Origin of the sequence: Trinickia violacea, from assembly GCF_005280735.1 — a bacterium.
Lineage (GTDB): Bacteria > Pseudomonadota > Gammaproteobacteria > Burkholderiales > Burkholderiaceae > Trinickia_A > Trinickia_A violacea.
This window is the reverse complement of sequence record NZ_CP040077.1, coordinates 2,657,478-2,676,715: the sequence shown is the minus strand read 5'-3', so window position 1 is coordinate 2,676,715 and position 19,238 is coordinate 2,657,478. Positions and strand designations below refer to the sequence as shown.

Below are 19,238 nucleotides of genomic sequence, written 5' to 3'. Positions count from 1 at the left end.
AAACAATCACCGACTCTTGGACCTATCATCCCGCTTGCGGGACTTCGAGTGGACAAGGGGTGATCATGCTCGATCTGAATGACGTCTACTACTTTGTGCAGGTGGTGGAAAACAAAGGCATCACCGCGGCAGCACGCGTCCTCAACCTGCCCAAGTCGAGCCTGAGCCGGCGCATTCTCGAACTCGAGGCAGCGCTTGACGCACGGCTTATCCAGCGCACGTCGCGGCGCTTTGTCGTGACTGATGTCGGCGAGGCGTTCTATAAGCATGCGGTTGCGATGCTGGTCGAAGCCGAAGCGGCCGAGAGCGTCGTTCGTCAACGCACGTCGGAGCCGAGCGGGACGATCCGGCTCTCCTGCTCGGTCGCTTTTGCGCAACTGGCGCTGGCGGAGTTGATCCCCAAATTCATGGCCGAATATCCGCGCGTACGCATCGTTCAGCACGCGGCAAACCGGCACGTCGACCCGGTCCAGGAGGGTTTCGACTTGTGTCTGCGCGCACATTCCACGCCGCTGCCGGAGCTACACGACGAGCGCATTCTTGCGGGCTAAGCTCGGCAATGCGCTGCTCGACCGTGGCGTGGCGCCGCATATCTTCGAGAGTGCGACGGACGCCAGAAGGCATCTTGAGGCGCTGGAAAAGGGTGAGCCGTCTATAAGGCCTTGATTTGCTTCCTGGGCCCGAAATGAAAAAGGCCAGCTACGGCCCCGGAAATATCTCGTCGCCGCCGGACCGGATGGCATCGATGATCATCGCGGCCACGTCGTCCGGCGCAATCTTGGCCATGGGAAGCGCCGCGCTCATCGGCGTGTCCATGGGGCCGGGATAGACACCGATCACCCGGACGTTCGACGTCTTCAGCTCTGCGCGCATGCCCTGCGTGAGCGAGTGGGCCGCTGCCTTGGACACCGAGTAGGAGCCGCATGCCACGAGATGGTCGATCGACAGCACGCTGAGGATGTTGACGAACACGCCGTCCCGTCGTTCCGCCATGAAGGGCGCAAGCGCTCGCGCGAGGCGCAGCGGGCCGAAGTAGTTGACTTCCATTTCCTCCCGCGCGGAATGATCGTCGCGGCAAAACAGGACGCTGTCCGCGCGGTTGATGCCCGCATTGTTGATCACGATGCTGACGTCCCGCAGTTGCGGTATCGACGCGTCGATGCTCGCCGGATCGGCGAGATCGATCGCTATCGGGACGATGGCGGGAGACCGGCAATCCGCGGGGAGACGTTCCGGCGTGCGGGCTGCGGCATAGACGGTGCAGCCGAGCTCGGAGAGCGTGCGAACCAGCCGCGATCCCAGTCCGCCGGTGGCCCCGGTGACCAAAGCCGTTCGGCCTTCGAAGCCATATGTATCTCGTGAGTCCATCGAATGTCCTTTGACGATCCTAGGGCCTGTTCACGCTAATAACAGGCTTGCGAACGTACCTTGCCGGCTGCAGTGCAAGGAGGGAGGAGCGCCGTTTAGCCTCGCTAAACAAGCGACGACCGACGCCGCAATGCGGCCGGCAAGGTACGTTCCCGTGTTTAAAAAAATGCATTCCAGGGGCTGGCCGCCAGAAGGGCCGATCGCCGCGTCATGCTCCTCGCGAATACGTCGAGTATTCGCTTCGTCGCAATCCTCGCGCTCGGCCCTTCTGGCGGCCAGCGCAAGCCTGTTATTAGCGTGAACAGGCCCTAGGTGGCCGGCAATCCGCTAGCCCTTTACCGAACGCGCGTCTTTTCTGGTCGCGCTCGAGCGGGCGAGCGGCTGGCCCTGCGTGCCCTCTGGACCTGCGCCGGTGATGGCTTCCTGCGTGGTGTAGTAGAACGTCGCTGCCAGGCGCAGGCTGACGGTGGTTTTCGCTTTCACCGCATCGGCATCGCCCTGCATGAATGCGTCCAGGATCGCGCGGTTGCTTCCCAGGGCCGCGCTCTGAACATCCCGCTCGCGCAGCGTCGCCAGCCGGACGGCTTCGACGTGGTCGCGAAGCCTGTCGATGGTCTGCACGAGGTGCGGGTTCGGCACCATGCTCATCCACGCGGCGCGAAACGCCTCCGACGCTTCGATGAAGCTGGCCGCGTCTTCGGCCGCGTACGCGTGCTCGGCCGCGGCGATCGCGGACCGCATCCGGCCGAGCCCTTCGACCGTGGTGTGCCTGCAGGCTTCGCTGGCGGCCGTGGGCTCGAGCAGAAGACGGGTTTCGAATATGTTCGCGATGTCGGTCGGTGTGAAGCGCCTCAACACGAAGCCGCGCGCCGTTCCCTCGAGCACGCCCTCGCTTTTCAGCTGCAGCAGCGCTTCTCGCACAGGCATGCGGGACACGTTCAGCTGAGCCGCAATCTCATGGTCCACGAGCTTGTGCTCGAACGTGATCTCTCCCTTCCGGATCTTGTCGCGCACATATCGATAGACGCGTTCGCGGATGCTCTGTTTGGGTTCCTGATTCTCGGAGTCGACGGAAGGTCTGGTTGCCATGGTCACGGATGCGGTGGTCGTTGCTGGGCGCCCCGGTTGTTTCGGAGGCGGCCGGTGTTTGGGGATTCTATCATGGCTTTCCCACAAACAGTATGCTGTTTATTTCATAGTTAAGTCTATGAAAAATAACGATAAATATACTTTTTATGAAAATTTCTTGATCATTTGACGCAAAACAATATACTGTTTTGAACAAGCACTGCAGCCCTGAAATGCAATGCGCACGGCGTCGAAAAGCGGCGCACCTGGAGGAGCAAGCGATGGGTGGTACGACGATTCGAATTTCTGGAAGCGGCGACAGAATCTTCAACGGGTACCTGGCGCTGCCGCCGGCAGGCAGCGGTCCGGGTCTGATTCTGTGTCAGGAGATCTTCGGCGTGAATGCGCACATCCGCGAAGTGGCGGACCGGTATGCGGAAGAGGGCTACGTCGTGCTGGCCCCCGACTTCTTCTGGCGGCAGGTGCAGGGCTGCGAACTGGAGCCTGACGAGCAGGGCATGCAAGCGGCGCTGACGCTGCTCGAAGCCTTCCGCGACGACGAGGCCGTCGAGGATCTGCAGGCTGCCTTGGCGCTGTTGCGTGAACGGCCCGAAGTCACCGGCGGCTGCGGTGTCATTGGATATTGCCTCGGCGGCAAGCTCGCCTACCTGGCTGCGGCGCACACGGATGCCGCGGTTTGCGTCGGCTACTACGGTGTCGGCATCGAGCATCTCGTTGATCGCGCGGATACCTTGCGCAGCAAGCTCGTGCTCCATTTCGCCGGGAACGATGCGCACTGCGACGAACCCGCCCGCGCGAAAATCTTCGCGGCGCTCGGGCAGCGCGACGGCGTCAGCCTGTACGTCTATCGCGGCGTCGACCACGCATTCGCACGATTCGGCAGCCCCCATTTCGACAAATCGGCCAGCGTGCTCGCGCATGACCGCACCATCGGTGCGTTGCGGCGCGCGCTGGGACCGCACTACGACCTCGAAGCGCTGTGGGAAAGACATCTGCAACTCGAGTTCGAAACCCGCGACGCCGACGCGACGATGCAGACCATGGTCGCCGAACCGTATGTCAACCATATTCCGACCATGACGGGTGGCGTTGGCTATGCGTCGCTCAGGCGTTTCTATCAGTATCACTTCATCCACGCCAACCCTCCCGATACACGGCAGGTTTCGATTTCCCGTACGGTCGGCGCGACGCAGATCGTCGATGAGATCCTCTTCTGCTTTACGCACACGAGCGAAATCGACTGGCTGCTGCCCGGCATCCCGCCGACAGGCCGCCCCGTCGAGATTCCGCTCGTGGGTATCGTGAAGTTCCGCGGCGACAAGCTTTGCCACGAACACATCTACTGGGATCAGGCGAGCGTGCTGGTGCAAATCGGGCTGATCGATGCCGCTCGTTTTCCCGTGGCGGGCATTGAAGCGGCGCGCAAGGTGATGGACGAAACGTTGCCCAGCAATACGTTGATGAAACGGTGGTCCGAGAGCGAGCGGCTCGGGCGATAAGTTTGCAGTGACCACATTCACATTGAATTTATCTGATTAATTAGTGATGCAGATGAAAGTGCCAACCGAATTATCACTGACTGGCCTCGCGGGCGCCGGCCCCGGACACACGCTGCCGGCTTCGCAGCGCACCCTGCCTGCGTTGCTGAAAGCGCGTGCTTCGGCCATGGGCGATGCGCCGCTGTTTTCCGACCGGAGCACGAGCTGGACCGGCTCCGACGCGCTCGCAGCGGCATCGCGCAGAGCAGGCGCGTTGAAGGCAGCCGGAATCGCGCCGGGCGATCGCGTCGCGCTGATGTGCTCGAACCGCGTGGAATTCATGGAAATCGTGCTTGGCTGCGGGTGGCTCGGCGCCGTCGTCGTGCCGATCAATACGGCGTCGCGCGGCATGCCGCTACAGCACATGCTTGCCAACTCGGGAGCACGGCTGCTGGTCGCCGAGTCGTCGCTCACCAGCGCCATTGCCGGCCTGGAACTGTCGACGCTCGCCTTGGAGCGCGTGTGGCTCATTGACGACGGCAACGCTGAAGCATCGCTGCCGCTCGCGTGCGAACCCATTCCGCCGCTCGGCGAGGCGGTCGATGCGTCCAACGTCGGACCAGGCGACACGCTCGCCATTCTTTACACCTCGGGGACGTCCGGCCTGTCGAAGGGCGTCGTTTGCCCTCATGCGCAGTTTTACTGGTGGGGTGTCTACGTGGCGTCGCATATCGGCATGACGCGCGAAGACATTCTGTACACGGTTCTTCCGCTGTTCCACACCAACGCGCTGAACAGCTTTTTTCAGGCGCTGATTTCGGGTGCGTCGCTGATCGTCGACACGCGGTTCTCGGCGAGCCGCTTCTTCGCCGCGCTGATCGAAACGCGCGCGACGGTGACCTTTCTGCTCGGTGCGATGGTTCCGATCCTGCTGTCGAAGCCGTCGACCGACGCCGAGCGTGCCCATCAGGTCAGGATCGCATTGGCGCCCGGTGTGCCCGAGCAGTTCCATGACCCATTTACCGAGCGCTGCTCAATCCGGCTGCTCGATGGATTCGGCTCCACCGAGACCAACTGCGTGCTCGGGCGCGGCTTTTCGGATCAGCGTCCGGGATGGATGGGGCGCGTCGCAGCGGGCTTCGAAGCGCGCGTGGTCGACGAACACGATGAGCCGGTTCCGGACGGGCAAACGGGCGAGCTGCTGTTGCGCGCCACCGAGCCTTTCGCGTTCGCGACCGGTTACTTTGGCATGCCCGAGAAGACGGTCGAGGCGTGGCGAAACCTCTGGTTTCACACGGGTGACCGGGTGGTGCGCGATGCCGACGGCTACTACAAGTTCGTGGATCGCCTGAAGGACGCGATCCGGCGCCGCGGCGAAAACATCTCGTCCTACGAGGTCGAGCAGACCTTGCTCAGCCATCCGGATATCGAAACCGCCGCCGTGTATGCCGTGCGCTCGGAGCTGGCCGAAGACGAGGTGATGGCGGCGGTCGTATTGAAAGCCGGTTCGACGCTCACACCGGCGGCGCTCGTCGCGTATTGCGAACCTCGTCTTGCGTATTTCGCGATCCCGCGCTTCATCGAATTCATGCGCGATTTGCCGAAGACGGAGAACGGCAAGATCCAGAAATACAAGCTGCGCGAGCGCGGGATCGTCAGCGGCACATGGGACCGTGAGGCCGCGGGCTATCACTTGAAGCGGGCCTGAGCGGGTGCGCTCGGGCTGGCGTCGGAAGCGTGCAATGGGCAACGTGAAAGACTTCGATGGGGCAGTGATCTCGGCGGGCGTCGAGGTCCCTTATCGGCGGCATGCCGAAGGGGTCACGACCGGCGGGCTGCTCGCTCAGGCTGTCGCCAAGGCGCTGGCGCAGCTCGACCTTCGGCCATCCGACGTCGATGGGCTCGGCGTCGCGTCGTTCACGCTGGCGCCCGATCACGCAATCGACCTCGCATGGCGCCTGGGCATCAGTCCGCGCTGGACCATGGACGACTGTCATGGCGGCGCGAGCGGAATCAATCTGCTGCAGCACGCGCTGCGCGCCGTGCAAGGTGGCGATGCCTCCGTCGTCGTGCTGGTGTCGGGCGACCATTTCGGCCCCGGCGACTTCGCCAAGCTGGCGGAGAACTACAACGCGACGACGCGGCAGCATCTGCGCCCGCTGAATTTCTCAGGCCCCAACGCGGTCTTTGCGATGCTGACGGCGCGCCACATGCAGCAGCACGGCCTTTCGCGCAGTGACTATGGTGCGATCGCGGTGACGCAGCGCGCCTGGGCGTCGGAGAATCCCGATGCGGTGTATCGCGCGCCGCTCACCATCGACGACTATCTTGGCGCGCCGCTCGTCGCCGAGCCGCTGTGCCGGTTCGACTGCGTTCCGGTGGTGTCCGGAGCGAACGCGATAGTCGTCACGGCATCGGACGACCGGAGAAACCCGTCGGCCACGATCCGTGTGCGTGCGCTCGAAGCCCGGCACAACCCCGACCATCAGCAGGCGGATGGGCTCGCGACGGGCCTCGCCCGCCTGGCCGGACGCCTGTGGTCGACGGCCGGCCTGGCGCCGGACGAAGTCGATGTCGTGTCCGTCTACGACGACTACCCGGCGATGGTCCTCATCCAGCTGGCAGACCTCGGATTCGCGCCATCGGGCGAGGTACGCGGCTTGATCGAGCGGATTGCGGCGCGACAACTGGCCGTGAATACGTCGGGTGGTCAGCTCTCCGCCGGACAGGCGGGGGCGGCCGGCGGCATGCACGGTTTGGTGGAGGCGATCCGGCAGCTGCGCGGCGAGGCCGCGGGGCGCCAGATCGAAGGCGCGCGGACGGCCGTGGTGAGCGGCTATGGCATGGTCGAGTATCGCTACGGCATGTGTGCGAATGCCGTGGTCATGGAGCGCATCTAATGGCCTTCCACGTTTTTCAATGTACCGGTTGCGAAGCGACGCTGTTTCCCGAGCGCTACTTGTGCCCGCGCTGCGGCGGCGGCCACTGGCGACAGGTTGAAGCGAGCGCCGGCATCGTCGAGCAGCTGACGCGGCTCGTCGACAGGACGCCGGGCAGCGAGCCGGTCTTGCTGGCCACCATACGTACCGAACCTGAGGCATTCGTCATCGCGCAGCTGGAAGCGGCAATGACGCCGGGGCAGCGGGTCCGGTTGCAGGTGGTCGGCGAGGGGAAGGTGGTGGCGTCGCGGGCTTGAGCCGCCAATCCGCGAGGCCGGGCAATGTGCGCGGATCGCGAAGCCGGAATGCGGTCGTTGCCGCCGGGGCAGTGGATCGTTCGAATCTATTGAGGATCGTTTCATGCTTAGTACTCCATCATTTACCGCCGCGGCGGTTCAGGCGGCACCGGTGTTCCTGAACACGCAGGCGACGATCGACAAGGCGGTCAGACTCATCCATGAGGCGGCCGCCAACGGTGCGCGCCTCGTTGCCTTTCCGGAGGTGTTCGTGCCGGGCTACCCGTACTGGAGCTGGATGATGTCTCCGGTGATGGGCAGCGCGTGGTTCGAGCGGCTGGTGCGGCAGTCGATTACGGTGCCGGGGCCGGAAGTCGACAGGCTGTGCGAGGCGGCGCGGCAAGCGAACGCGTATGTCGTGATCGGCGTCAACGAGCGGCCGTCGCACAGCGTCGGCACACTGTACAACACGATATTGACCATCGGTTCGGACGGCACGCTCCTCGGGCGGCACCGGAAACTCGTCCCGACGTGGGCCGAGAAGCTGACGTGGGGCAACGGCGATGCGAGCGGTCTGACGGTTCATCAAACGGAGATCGGGCCGCTCGGTTCGCTTGCCTGCGGCGAGAACACGAATACGCTCGCCCGTTTCAGCCTGCTGGCCCAAGGCGAGTTGATTCACGTGGCGAGCTATATCGCGCTGCCGGTTGCGCCGCCGGACTACGACATGGCCGAGGCGATCAAGGTCCGGGCGATGGCGCACAGCTTCGAAGGCAAGGTCTTCACGATCGTCGCGTGCTCGACGGTGTCGGAGGAGATCGTCGAGGCGATGGCAGCCGAATGCGACGACGCCCGGTCGTTGCTGACGCGCCGCAATAGCGCGTTTTCCGGGGTGATCGGGCCGGACGGGCGGATCGTCGGCGCGCCGTTGATCGACGAGGAGGGCATCGTCTACGCCGAGGTGGACTTGGCGCGCTGCATTCAGCCGAAGCAGATGCACGACATCGTCGGCCACTACAACCGCTTCGACATTTTCGATCTGCGCGTCAACACCGGTGCGCAAGCGCCGCTGCAGATCAGAACGCCGTCGCCGGAGGCGCGAGGCGGCCGGCCCCTCCCGAACACCGAAGACGCGGCGGCCGCTGGCTGGAACCGCGCGGATCAATCCTTTTGAGCGTCGGGGAGACCTTCATGCGAGACGACGTATTGGGTCGGGCGAACGTACGGGACACGCCCGAATTGAAGGCGTACTACGCGGAGCTGGCGCGCTACGACGCCGGCGCGCTGTGGACGGTGGCCAACGACATCGAGCCCTGGGAGCCGCGCTCGTTGTCCGTGCCGACGCTGTGGCGCTACCGGGATCTGCGCGAGCTCGTGATGCGTTCGGTGGATCTGGTGACGCCGGAACAAGCGGGACGCCGGGTCGTGATGCTGACCAACCCGAACCGCAAGGACGTGAGCGCATGCGTCGGCTGGCTGTATTCGGGCCTGCAAGTGATGCGCCCGGGAGAGGAGGCGACCGCGCACCGTCACTCGGCTTCCGCGCTGCGCTTCATCATGGAAGGCAGCGGCGCCTATACCGTCGTCGACGGCCACAAGATGCCGCTCGGCGCGCGGGATTTCGTGCTGACGCCGAACGGCACGTGGCACCAGCATGGCGTGGAGGCGGACGGCGGGTGGTGCATCTGGCAGGACGGGCTCGATATCCCGCTCGTCAATGCACTCGAGGCGAACTTCTATGAGGTCCATCCGCAGCTCTATCAACCGGTGACGAAACCCATCGACGACTCGGTCAAGACCTATGGCGGACCGGGCGTTCTGCCGGTGAACCCGGTGTGGACCAAGCCTTACTCGCCGCTGTTCAAGTACCAATGGGACGCCACCTACGAGGCGTTGCAGCGCTACGCGAGCGTCAGTGAAGGGTCGCCGTATGACGGCACCCTCCTGCAGTTCGTGAATCCGGTCACCGGCAAGGACGTGATGCCGACGATCGGCGCCGCGATGCAGAGGTTGCGTCCTGGAGAGCGAACCCTCGCACACCGGCACACGGGCAGCGTGATGTATCAGGTCGCGAAAGGGCGGGGCTATTCGATCATCGCCGGACGCCGTTTCGATTGGGAGGAGCGCGACATCTTCTGCGTGCCGTCCTGGGCGTTGCACGAGCATGCGAACGCGTCGGATTCGGACGACGCGTGTCTCTTTTCGTTCAACGACTTCCCGGTCATGCATTCGCTGGGGCTGTATCGCGAAGAGGCATGGACCGAGAACGGCGGCCATCAGATCACGACCTGAACGGACCGGCGTGCCGGCCGGAGACACGGCTCGCTGCGAGCCACGCAACCCCTATTGGAGGTACCTGTGAAGTTGATCACCTATCGCAATCGGCAACTCGACACCCGTCTCGGGGCGATTGTCGGAAACCTGGTCATCGATCTCGCGAAGCTGGGCGAGGCCCACGGCCTGGCGATACCGGGCTCGATGCTGGCGTTTATCGATGCCTCGCCTGCGGCGTTGAAGCAATGCACCGCATGGATCGCCGAAATCGGCGACGCGTGGCCAGTGGGCGTGGCGACGCCGCTGGCGAATGTCAAAGTGCTGGCGCCCATTCCGCGTCCGCGGAAGAACATCTTCGGGATCGGGCTCAACTACGTGGAGCACGTCGCGGAGTCGTCGCGCTCGCTGGACACGTCGGCCGACCTGCCGAAACAGCCGGTCGTCTTTTCGAAGCCGCCGACCACGGTCATCGGGGACGGCGATGCGATCCAGCACAACAGCAGGCTGACCAACCAGCTCGACTGGGAGGCGGAGCTGGCCGTCGTCATCGGCACGACCGCGACGCGCATCGACGAGAAAGACGCCATGTCCCACGTGTTCGGGTACTGCGTGCTGAATGACATCAGCGCGCGGGACTGTCGCCGAGCGGGGCAATGGATCTTCTCGAAAGGTCAGGATACCTATGCGCCGATGGGGCCGTGCATCGTCACGGCCGATGAAATCGCCGATCCTCACAACCTGGATATCTGGCTGACCGTCAACGGCGTCGAAAAACAGCGCTCCAACACGCGCTACATGCTGTTCAAGATTCCTGCGCTGATCGCGGATATCAGTGCCGGCATCACGCTCGAACCCGGCGACATCATTGCGACGGGAACCCCGTCCGGCGTGGGCGCGGGCAGAACGCCTCAGGAGTGGCTGAAGCCTGGCGATGTGGTGGAGCTGGGTGTCGAGGGAATCGGCACGTTGCGCAACCCGGTGGTTGCGATCTGAGAGGCTCGATACGAAAGTCTCCGGCGCGGGTGAACGCCTGTCTGGAGACTATTGACGGTATGCAGCGGGCAATACGCAGCGTGCTTCGAAAAGCGAATGCGTAGGTATGCTAATCGACGCTCGCACCCAACCACCTCGTCTTCCTTATCGAGGAGACAATCTTGAACACGAGTTCATCCATTTCGGTTGCAGGCAGCGCTTCCGGCGTCTCCGAAGCAACCGTGCGGCGCACGGTCATCACGTCTGTCGTCGGACAGGCGCTGGAGTGGTACGACTTCTTCCTCTATGGCACCGCGTCGGCACTGGTGTTCGGAGAGTTTTTCTTTCCGGTCGGCAAGGACCCGCTCATCGGCACGATGCTGTCGTTCGGCGGCTTCCTCGTCGGATTCATGGCGAGGCCGATCGGCGGGATCGTCTGTGGGCACCTGGGCGACAGGATCGGCCGCAAGCGGGTTCTGATCCTGACGCTGCTGATGATGGGCGCGGCGACGTTCCTGATGGGCCTCTTGCCGACCTTCGACAGCATCGGCATCTGGGCGCCTGTCCTGCTGCTGGCATTGCGCATCGTCCAGGGCCTTGCAGCCGGCGGCGAGTGGAGCGGGAGCATCCTCATCATCAGCGAGAACGTTCCGGCTTCGCGGCGCGGCTTTCTCTCCGCATGGAGCCCAGGCGGCGCGACGACTGGGTTCGTGATGTCGTCGGCGGCGTTCCTGCTGGCCAAGATGCTGCCGCATGACGAATTCGTGCAGTGGGGCTGGCGCTTGCCGTTTCTCGGCAGTGTCGTGATTGTCGCGCTCGGGTACTACGTTCGCCGGCGCATCCCGGAGAGCGCGGAGTTCGTCAAGGTCGAGAGCTCGAACGCTCGTGTCCGGATGCCTGTTCTCGAAGTGTTGCGGCGCCATCCGAAAGAGCTGTTGATGGTGTTCGGCTTGCGCTTCGGCGAAGGCGGCGCTTCTTACGTGCTGTTTGCGTTTTCGTTGGCCTACGGGAAGTTCATCGGTCTGTCGGGCAGCCTGTTGCTGGGCGCGTTGACCGTCTCGATGGTGCTGATGGTTCCGTTTTCGCTGTGGTTCGGTCATCTGTCGGACCGGTTCGGCCGGCGCCCGATTTATCTCGCGGGGGCGCTCGGCATCATGGCCGTCGCGTTTCCGTTCTTCCTCATGCTGCAGTCCGGGAACCCGTGGATGATCCTGGCGGCGTATGTGCTGTCGACGAGTATCGCGATCGGCGCGCTCGAAGGCGCTCAGCCTGCGTACATGTCGGAACTGTTTGCGGCCGATGTCCGCTACTCGGGACTGGGGGTGGGGCGTGAAATCGCGTCGGTGCTGGGGGGCGGCCTCGCGCCGATGTTGTCGACGGGACTGCTGGTTCACTATCGGAGCCCGTGGCCGGTGGCCGTGTATCTGTTCTTGCTGGGTCTCAGCATCGTCATCGCGTTGAGATTCACGCCGGAAACCTTGCCTCGTCACTTGCGCGCCACGGGAGTCCGGACATGAGCGGCATCGTTTCGCGTCTCGTGCACGACAAGGAGCGGGGCGAAATCCTGGACGGAAGCCGTCGCTACCTGCTGATGCGACCGGACGTATTGATGGGCATGTTGCAACGCTTGGATGACACGGCGCGGGTACGGGCATTGAGCGCCTTTGCCGGATCCGCCTGCGAACAGGGCGGCGACAGTATTCGAGCCTACGCGAAGGACGCCACCGGGCAGGACCTGCTCGACGTGGTGAGCGAGACATCGGCGGGTCTGGGATGGGGAAGGTGGCAGTTCGAAGTCGAAGGAGACAGGCTCCGGCTGACGGTTCGAAACAGCCCCTTTGCGTGGGGATACGGCGTTTCGTCGTGTCCGGTGTGCGCGCCTGTCGCCGGCATTTTCAGGTCGGTGGCGACCGAGTGGCTCGGCGCACCCGCTGTGGCTGCGGAAGTGGAATGCGGCGCTATGTCCTCGGGGCAGGACTGCAAATTTGTAGCGTACCGGGAGGTGCCGTAATGCGAGAGCAATCTGAAGTGAGATCATCGTCCCCCTATCGTGATGATCCGGGAGCCATCCGAGCTCTGTTCGACGACGATCGCGTGCATCGCGACGTCTATCTCGACGAGGCGCTCTTCGAGCTTGAATGCGAACGCCTGTTCGCACGCAGTTGGGTCTACGTGGGGCACGAGAGCCAAGTTCCCAAATCTGGGGATTTCATCACCACCTCGATCGCCGGGCAGCCGCTGGTGATGGTCAGGCAGGCCGATGGCTCGGTCCGCGTATTGCTCAACCGCTGCGCACACAAAGGCGCAATGCTGGTATCCGCGCCGTCCGGAAACGTCGGGAAGTTCTTTAGATGTCCGTATCACGCATGGACATACCGAACGGACGGCAAGCCACTGGCAGTCCCATTGCGCGCAGGCTATGAAGGAACGCGGCTCGAGGCGTGCGAATCCTCCCGCGGCCTGGAAAGCGTGTCCACTTCGACGTATCGAGGCTTTGTATTTGCACGTCTGGCTCGCGACGGCGTGGCGTTCGAAGCGTACTTCGGCGACGTGCTGAAGGTGCTCGACAATCTCGCGGATCGATCGCCCGCTGGCGAACTTCGGGTTGCAGGAGGCGTGTTTCGCAGCGTGATGAACTGCAACTGGAAGATGTACGTCGAAAACGTGGTCGACGCCGTGCATCCCATATCGACGCATGAGTCCGCCTGGCAGACCGCGCGCGACATGTCGCAGACGTGGGAGCACGACGAGCCGAAGCCCGTGGCGCTGGAGCAATTGCTGCCGTTCGGATCCAGCTACGACTTCTACCAGCAGGCGGGTGCGCGGGTCTTTGCGCACGGCCACTGCATCCTCGGCACGCAATCGAGCATCCATACTGGGCAGGGCCTGCCGCCAGGCTATCGAGAGGCCCTGGCGGCGGCACACGGCGAATCGAGGGCGGCGGAGATTCTCGCATTTGCGCCTCAGAATTCCATGTTGTTCCCGACGCTCGCGATCAAGAGCACACCCCAGACCATGCGGGTGATCCGCCCGCTCGCAGTGAACCGCACGCTCGTCGAGATCTTTGCGCTGGAGCCGATCGGCGCGCCGGCTGAGATGCTGCAGCGCACCTTGTCGTACAACCGGCTTGTCTTTTCGCCGATGTCCGTCGTGGCGCACGACGACATTCAGGTTTTCGAAACGATGCAAGCGGCGTTGGCGGCACGAGGCAACCCGTGGGTCAGTCTGCACCGGGAACATCGATCCGATGAGAAGCAGGACGCACCCGTCGACGTGAGCGGCAACAACGAGATTCTGATGCGCAACCTGTTTCGCTCCTGGGTCGAGTTGATGCAGCGACGGCCTGATGGAAGCAGCGAACGCGCACGGGAGCATTGCAATGAACTCGCCTGACGAGACCACGCTTGAACTGGTTGTAGATGAGATGGCTTCCTTGACGCCGGAGATCAGGTCTTATCGCCTGGTGAAGCCGGACCGGACCACGCTTCCGCCCTTTGTAGCAGGAGCGCACATCCAGGTGCGTGTCGGTCCGGAGGGTTCGTCACAGTGGCGGCACTATTCGCTCGTGAACTTCGATACCGGCCCGGCGGCGACGCTGAACCCGTCGAGCTATTGCATCGCGGTGAAACGGGAAGACGGCGGCCGAGGAGGATCCCGATGGATGCATGAGGATGTCCGGGCGGGCGACAGGCTGGTCGTCCGGCCGCCGGTGAATGCGTTTGGCCTCGAGAAGGAAGGGGGCGCTGTCCTGATCGCAGGGGGAATCGGCATCACGCCCGTCACGGCGATGGTTGCCGAACTGGTCGGAGCGGGGCGGGACTATCAGCTGCACTACAGCGGCCGTAGCCGGTCGAACCTGTCTTTCATCGAGGAACTGTCGGCATTGGCCGGCAATCGGCTCGTGCTCTATTGCGACGATCAGCCGGACGCTTGCCTGGACGTCGCCAGACTATTGGACAGCGTGAGCGCGGCTCAACCGCTTTATGTCTGTGGCCCGAAGGGAATGATCGATGCCGTCGTCAACCACGCGCTTGATCGTGGCTGGCCGCGCGATCGGATCCATGTCGAGCTGTTTTCGGAGGCCGGGCCGGGTGCGAGCGACACGGGATTCGAGCTGGAGCTGCGTCAAACCGGCATGGTGATGCAGGTTCGGCACGATCAGACGATTTTGGACGCGCTGCTCGACGCGGGCCTCGATCCTCTCTATGACTGCAGGCGAGGCGAGTGCGGCGTCTGTCAGACCGCGGTGATCGAGGGCGAGGTCGATCATCGGGATTACTGCCTGAGCGAAGCGGAAAGGCGTTCGGGCCGGGTCATGCAGATCTGTGTTTCGAGGGCGCGCAAAGGCAAGTTGGTACTTGACATGTAGCGTCGCGCGATGCGGCGCCGACGGCACACGAAATGCGCAGTGCTGTGCAGGCGCGTATTGGGCGCAAGTGCTGGTTCAATGCATTAGAGAGGGAAAGAGCAATGAAACGTACTGATTCGTTGCATGATGCGGCGGTCGAATTCATCTACGAAGAAGCGCGGCTGCTGGATGAGAAGCGCCTTGATGAATGGTATGCACTGTTCGCCGACGCGGGTCTGTACTGGATGCCGATGGTTCCAGGGCAAGCCGACGGTGTGAACCACGCCTCGCTCATGTATGAGGACCTGGTGATGCTGAGGCTCCGCATCGATCGGCTGAGGCAGCCTCGCGTTCATTCACAGCAACCGGAGAGCCGGTGCCTGCATGTCCTGCAGCGTCCCTGCGTTACCGTTCCGGACGAGGGCGCCGAAGCCATCTTTCGGGCACGCACCCCGATGATCTACATCGAAACACGGGGCAGCGAGCAGTCGATATACGCGGCGGTTGCGAATCATGATCTGGTTCTGGAAAGCGCGGGCCTCAGGATCCTGATGAAGCGCGTCGATCTGCTCAATTGTGACGCTCCTCTGCCTGCCATTCAGTTATTTCTGTGAGCCGTGGCGCATCTGCATTCCAGTTCTTGATCTGAACATTCTCTGCGAGACTCCGAGCTTGGCCGCGGCGCGAGTGAAGCTGCCTTCGCGCGCCACCGCGATGAAGGCCGGCAAGTCAGCGATGTTTTCGCGCAGCATTGATGAACTCCCCTCATGAGTCTTAGCGCAATTTACCGGCTAGTCGCTCGCCCCCGTCGGCCGCACAATTTTTCGTCGTGTCATTCGCCATTCCGAAGCAAGGAGAAGTGCATGTCCAAGAAACCTACCGCCGCGCGCCAGTCGTTTGGCAACCTGGCACCGAAGCTGGCCGAGTTGAGCGACGAGGTGCTGTTCGGCGACGTGTGGGAACGCCCCCAATTGTCGAAGCGGGATCGCAGTCTAGTGACGTGCGCAGCGCTGATCGCGCTGGGCAAGACCGAGCAGATGAATTTCCACTTTCCGCGTGCGGTCGAGAACGGCGTCACGCAGGACGAACTCATCGAGCTCATCACCCATCTCGCGTTCTACGGGGGGTGGCCCAACGCGATGTCGGCCGTGTCGAAGTTTAGGGAGCTGTTTGCGGCCGAGAACAAGTGACCGAGAGGAACACAATGGAACTGAACAGCAATTCTGAGAGGTGGTCATGCCCCACGTCGTCGTAAAGTTATGGCCTGGTCCCAGCGAGGATCAGAAAGCGCGGCTCGCGGAGGCGATTGTCAGGAGTTTCGTGGACACGCTGCATTCGAGCGAAAGCTCGGTCTCGGTCGCCATCGAGGAGGTCAGCCCGGGCGAATGGATGGAGAACGTGTATCGGCCCGAGATAGCGCCGAACATGGCCCGCTTGTATAAGAAGCCTGGGTACGATCCGTTCTGAGAAGTGCCTCGGCGAACGATTGCTTAGTCGATCGAATTGGGATCGCCCAAGGACCAGGCAATACCGCCGCCCCGGTCCATGGTCTTGATCAGGGCCATATCTTCGTCATCGATCGAGAACCCGAAGACATCTAGGTTCTGGCGCATCCGCTCCCGGTTCAGGCTCTTCGGTAGCACGGCATAGCCATTTTGGACACCCCAGCGCAAGAGAAGCTGAGCTTCCGATACGCCATACTTTGCGGCCATTTCCGCGAAAATGCCGTTCTCGGCCTTCATCGTGTCGGTTTTGGCGCTTTCTTGCCCGGCTTCGACTCGCCAAGTGGAGAGCGGCGCGAGACTGCTGTATGCGATCGGTGCAATAGCGTTCTCTCGCATATAGGCGAGCAATTCCGTTTTTTGCGACCAAGGATGTAGCTCGATCTGATTGGCTTCCGGCATCGGCAATCCCGCCAGCCTGAGCTCTTCCAAATGCTTCTGATTGAAGTTGCTTACGCCGATGCTGCGGGTTTTTCCGGCCTGTTTCAGTTGCAGAAGTGCCTGCCATTGCGCGATGCGCTGGTTACCACCGTGCGGAGAATGGATCAGGTACAGATCGACATAGTCGAGGCCCAATCGAACCAAGCTCGCATGAAATTCAGCGATTGTCTCGCTTTCGGACTTCGGCTGTTCTCCCCAGGCACGGCTGCCGGGCCATAGCTTGGCGGTCACGAAGAGATCTTCACGCGCAAGTCGTGTCGCTTCGAAGCCAGCACGGATGCCCTCGCCGACACCTTCTTCGTTGTCGTAGACAGCCGCCGTGTCGATATGGCGGTAACCGCTCTCGATTGCGGCACTGACTGCTGCGGCTGTGTCGCCCGGTAATATCAAGTAAGTGCCGAATCCAACTACGGGAATTTGCGTATCCGCGTTGATCGGAAATGTTCGCGCAATAGGGGTCATGCCGCGTCCTTCAGGCGTTGCCCGGAGCAAAGAGCATTTCCCAGCTCAGGCAGGGGCCGAGTGGAATGATTTCCCAGTCAATGAGCCCGACCTTGGCGAGCGGAAACTTGCGCAGCGCCTGCCTGGCAGCTTCCACCGAATCGCACTCGGCGATGATGGCGACGCCGGGCCGGTCCCGGCGGAAATAAATGTCACGCACGATGCCCCGCTTGTAGAGCTGCCAGCCGTGACGCGCTTCGTCCTGCAGATGAGGGTGATAACTCTCCGGGCTTGCACCAGGCAAGGGGATGTCGAGGCACAGCAGTTTCATCATGAAGTTCCTGGGGAAAATGCATCGATCATCTCGGCGGCGGCGCTTGGTTTCCAAGCGCGCCGTCCATCGAGATCATTGGACATCCAACGCGATATCAATCGCGTGTGCCGTTAAGCCGCGACCTTGAATTGGCTCGCTATTTCGGCCACGCGTTGGCCCAGGTGAGCGGCGGTTTGCAGGTCGCTGGCGATGGGTGAGAGGTCGGGAGATACGTCGTCGGATTGGGCCATTGCGCCGAGCCAGCCGCCGATGCGATTGGGCTCGCCCTCTCCACGTCCCGCAAACAGGTCGAGCCCAACCCAGATCATGCCGTGCTGGGCGGCGAACAACGCCATGGTGACCAGCGAGTTGAGTTTGTCGCCATGCTGGGCTCCGGAGTTGGTAAAGCCCGCAGCGATCTTATTGCGCCAGGTTTGCGGTATCCACGCCGGACGCGTCGAGTCCTCCATGAACTTCTTCAGACGGGCACTAATCGTGCCGTTGTACGTGGGCGAACCAAAAATGATGGCGTCACTTGCGGCCAGCGTCTCCCAAGGGATTTCGCCATCCGTCACCCCGACCAGGCGCACTTCGGCCCCCGGTACGCGACGAACCCCTTCTGCGACAGCTCGCGCCTGCTTTTCCGTGTGGCCGTAGCCACTGTCATAGATGATGGTTGCCAACATCGATTTCCGTCCTTTGTGCTGCGTCGTGGTTGATATGCAGCATTCTGCTCGGCGTTGGCTTGAGCCAGAAGTGACGAGCGGGTTGAACCGCTCTCAACCCAAGGTTGATAATGACGCTTTTTCGCGCCGGCTCGCGGATGGCCCGCATGCCGGGGTGCTAATCGATGGAGAACAGCTTGGACTCATCGCAGCGCGTCCGCGCGATTCTTTCCTTCGTCCAGGCGGCGGATGCAGGCAGTTTTGCGGCGGCGGGGCGTGTGCTTGGCATTACTTCGGCGGCAGTCAGCAAGAACGTCGCCAGCCTTGAGAAGGCATTGGGCGTACGGCTTATGAACCGCACGACGAGATCGCTCAAACTCACGGACGAGGGGGGCGCGTTTCTCCGGCAGGCCCGTGTCGCCCTCGAAGCGCTCGACGCAGCGATCGATACCATCGCGGCACAGCGCGTCTCACCCAGCGGACGAGTTCGCATTTCGACAAGCTGGGCGTTCGGACGCGAGCAATTGATGCCCGTACTGCCCGGGCTGCTGTCTCGTTATCCGGCGTTGTCCGTTGAAGTCGATTTCGAAGACCGCGTCGTCGACCTCGTTCGCGAAGGCTACGATTTCGCGATCAGAGGCGGGAACATTCCGGATTCCACCCTGGTATCGCGCCCGATCTTTCACTTGAACCTGGTGTTGGTCGCGTCTCCCGCATATCTGGCGAGCCACGGCGTACCACAAGCGCCCCATCAGTTGCGAGCACACAGGCTCATTGCACGACGTTTTCTGAATGGTCGGATTTCGCCGTGGAGTTTCGGGGCGGAAGACGGCAGCATTGTCATGTTCGATCCGGCGGAAGCTGCTGTGTTGACGTTGTCGGCACCGGAAGCGGTCGTTCGCGCCGCATGCGATAGCGTGGGCATTGCTCAAGTCGGCGTTCATCTCGCTTGGGAACATCTTCGTTCCGGAGAACTGAAAATCGTGCTCCATCGCTATCACCAGCCTGGAAACTATGAGATGGTCATGCAATATCCGCACAGGGCATTGTTGGCGCCACGGGTACAAGCCACGCTGGATTATCTTCAGGAAGCGTTTTCGGAAGACAAGAGGTTGCACGTGCCGCGAGATGCATTGGACGCTTATGTCGCGTGAGGTGGGTTCATCCGGACG

General features: G+C 62.5%; 21 protein-coding genes and 1 pseudogene. 16 read left to right on the top strand and 6 right to left on the bottom strand.

Annotation, left to right across the window (positions count from 1 at the left end; all coding sequences use genetic code 11):
- Positions 1 to 65: 65 nt before the first annotated feature.
- Positions 66 to 551 (top strand): LysR family transcriptional regulator, encoded by a 486-nt coding sequence (locus FAZ95_RS12120; protein WP_137332677.1) that lies wholly within the window; start codon positions 66 to 68, stop codon positions 549 to 551.
- A gap of 148 nt (positions 552 to 699) precedes the next feature.
- Here the strand turns inward: FAZ95_RS12120 and FAZ95_RS12115 are convergent, their stop codons facing one another.
- Both FAZ95_RS12115 and FAZ95_RS12110 read right to left on the bottom strand, forming a co-directional pair.
- Positions 700 to 1,326: an SDR family NAD(P)-dependent oxidoreductase gene (locus FAZ95_RS12115; protein WP_175425578.1), complete on the bottom strand. Its 627-nt coding sequence runs from the start codon at positions 1,324 to 1,326 to the stop codon at positions 700 to 702.
- 369 nt (positions 1,327 to 1,695) lie between these two features.
- On the bottom strand, positions 1,696 to 2,382 hold the full coding sequence (locus FAZ95_RS12110; protein WP_254699680.1) for a GntR family transcriptional regulator: 687 nt from the start codon (positions 2,380 to 2,382) through the stop codon (positions 1,696 to 1,698).
- A 335-nt stretch (positions 2,383 to 2,717) separates the two neighbouring features.
- Here FAZ95_RS12110 and FAZ95_RS12105 point away from each other — a divergent pair, with 335 nt between their 5' ends.
- The 12 genes from FAZ95_RS12105 to FAZ95_RS12050 all read left to right on the top strand — a co-directional run bounded on the left by FAZ95_RS12105 (position 2,718) and on the right by FAZ95_RS12050 (position 15,318).
- Complete coding sequence (locus tag FAZ95_RS12105) at positions 2,718 to 3,956, top strand: dienelactone hydrolase family protein (RefSeq protein WP_137332675.1); 1,239 nt, start codon at positions 2,718 to 2,720, stop codon at positions 3,954 to 3,956.
- A gap of 166 nt (positions 3,957 to 4,122) precedes the next feature.
- Positions 4,123 to 5,643, top strand: coding sequence for an ATP-dependent acyl-CoA ligase (locus tag FAZ95_RS12100; protein WP_254699907.1), 1,521 nt, complete (start codon positions 4,123 to 4,125; stop codon positions 5,641 to 5,643).
- A 34-nt stretch (positions 5,644 to 5,677) separates the two neighbouring features.
- Entirely contained in the window at positions 5,678 to 6,835 is a 1,158-nt protein-coding gene (locus tag FAZ95_RS12095; RefSeq protein WP_137332673.1) for a thiolase family protein, read from the top strand.
- The gene (locus FAZ95_RS12090; protein WP_137332672.1) at positions 6,835 to 7,131 is read left to right on the top strand and encodes a PhlB family protein; all 297 of its coding nucleotides are present in this window, start codon (positions 6,835 to 6,837) and stop codon (positions 7,129 to 7,131) included. Before FAZ95_RS12095 ends, FAZ95_RS12090 begins: the two co-directional genes overlap by 1 nt.
- Before the next feature lie 103 nt (positions 7,132 to 7,234).
- Positions 7,235 to 8,284, top strand: a complete 1,050-nt coding sequence (locus FAZ95_RS12085; protein WP_137332671.1) for a carbon-nitrogen hydrolase family protein — start codon at positions 7,235 to 7,237, stop codon at positions 8,282 to 8,284.
- 17 nt (positions 8,285 to 8,301) lie between these two features.
- Positions 8,302 to 9,402: a cupin domain-containing protein gene (locus FAZ95_RS12080; protein ID WP_137332670.1), complete on the top strand. Its 1,101-nt coding sequence runs from the start codon at positions 8,302 to 8,304 to the stop codon at positions 9,400 to 9,402.
- A gap of 66 nt (positions 9,403 to 9,468) precedes the next feature.
- Positions 9,469 to 10,377 (top strand): fumarylacetoacetate hydrolase family protein, encoded by a 909-nt coding sequence (locus FAZ95_RS12075; protein WP_137332669.1) that lies wholly within the window; start codon positions 9,469 to 9,471, stop codon positions 10,375 to 10,377.
- 161 nt (positions 10,378 to 10,538) lie between these two features.
- On the top strand, positions 10,539 to 11,873 hold the full coding sequence (locus FAZ95_RS12070; RefSeq protein ID WP_137332668.1) for an MFS transporter: 1,335 nt from the start codon (positions 10,539 to 10,541) through the stop codon (positions 11,871 to 11,873).
- Positions 11,870 to 12,367: a V4R domain-containing protein gene (locus tag FAZ95_RS12065; RefSeq protein ID WP_137332667.1), complete on the top strand. Its 498-nt coding sequence runs from the start codon at positions 11,870 to 11,872 to the stop codon at positions 12,365 to 12,367. The genes FAZ95_RS12070 and FAZ95_RS12065 overlap by 4 nt, the downstream gene beginning before the upstream one ends.
- Positions 12,367 to 13,749: an aromatic ring-hydroxylating oxygenase subunit alpha gene (locus tag FAZ95_RS12060; protein WP_137332666.1), complete on the top strand. Its 1,383-nt coding sequence runs from the start codon at positions 12,367 to 12,369 to the stop codon at positions 13,747 to 13,749. The genes FAZ95_RS12065 and FAZ95_RS12060 overlap by 1 nt, the downstream gene beginning before the upstream one ends.
- On the top strand, positions 13,736 to 14,725 hold the full coding sequence (locus FAZ95_RS12055) for a PDR/VanB family oxidoreductase (RefSeq protein WP_137332665.1): 990 nt from the start codon (positions 13,736 to 13,738) through the stop codon (positions 14,723 to 14,725). Before FAZ95_RS12060 ends, FAZ95_RS12055 begins: the two co-directional genes overlap by 14 nt.
- 101 nt (positions 14,726 to 14,826) lie before the next feature.
- Positions 14,827 to 15,318 carry an aromatic-ring-hydroxylating dioxygenase subunit beta gene (locus FAZ95_RS12050; RefSeq protein ID WP_137332664.1) on the top strand — a complete coding sequence of 164 codons (492 nt, stop codon included), beginning with the start codon at positions 14,827 to 14,829 and terminating at the stop codon, positions 15,316 to 15,318.
- 42 nt (positions 15,319 to 15,360) lie between these two features.
- On the opposite strand, the pseudogene FAZ95_RS12045 reads toward FAZ95_RS12050, so the two are convergent.
- Positions 15,361 to 15,456, bottom strand: a pseudogene (locus tag FAZ95_RS12045) (helix-turn-helix domain-containing protein); the annotation flags it as partial.
- A 111-nt stretch (positions 15,457 to 15,567) separates the two neighbouring features.
- Here FAZ95_RS12045 and FAZ95_RS12040 point away from each other — a divergent pair.
- Complete coding sequence (locus FAZ95_RS12040; protein ID WP_137332663.1) at positions 15,568 to 15,894, top strand: carboxymuconolactone decarboxylase family protein; 327 nt, start codon at positions 15,568 to 15,570, stop codon at positions 15,892 to 15,894.
- Positions 15,895 to 15,940: 46 nt separating this feature from the next.
- On the top strand, positions 15,941 to 16,171 hold the full coding sequence (locus tag FAZ95_RS12035; RefSeq protein WP_137332662.1) for a tautomerase family protein: 231 nt from the start codon (positions 15,941 to 15,943) through the stop codon (positions 16,169 to 16,171).
- A gap of 23 nt (positions 16,172 to 16,194) precedes the next feature.
- On the opposite strand, the gene FAZ95_RS12030 is transcribed toward FAZ95_RS12035, so the two are convergent.
- The 3 genes from FAZ95_RS12030 to FAZ95_RS12020 form a co-directional block, all read right to left on the bottom strand.
- Entirely contained in the window at positions 16,195 to 17,109 is a 915-nt protein-coding gene (locus FAZ95_RS12030; RefSeq protein ID WP_137332661.1) for an aldo/keto reductase, read from the bottom strand.
- Positions 17,110 to 17,119: 10 nt separating this feature from the next.
- On the bottom strand, positions 17,120 to 17,419 hold the full coding sequence (locus FAZ95_RS12025; protein WP_137334525.1) for a superoxide dismutase: 300 nt from the start codon (positions 17,417 to 17,419) through the stop codon (positions 17,120 to 17,122).
- Between the two features lie 113 nt (positions 17,420 to 17,532).
- Entirely contained in the window at positions 17,533 to 18,087 is a 555-nt protein-coding gene (locus FAZ95_RS12020) for a flavodoxin family protein (RefSeq protein ID WP_137332660.1), read from the bottom strand.
- 176 nt (positions 18,088 to 18,263) lie between these two features.
- On the opposite strand from FAZ95_RS12020, the gene FAZ95_RS12015 reads away from it, so the two are divergent.
- On the top strand, positions 18,264 to 19,220 hold the full coding sequence (locus tag FAZ95_RS12015; RefSeq protein ID WP_137332659.1) for a LysR family transcriptional regulator: 957 nt from the start codon (positions 18,264 to 18,266) through the stop codon (positions 19,218 to 19,220).
- Positions 19,221 to 19,238: the final 18 nt, after the last annotated feature.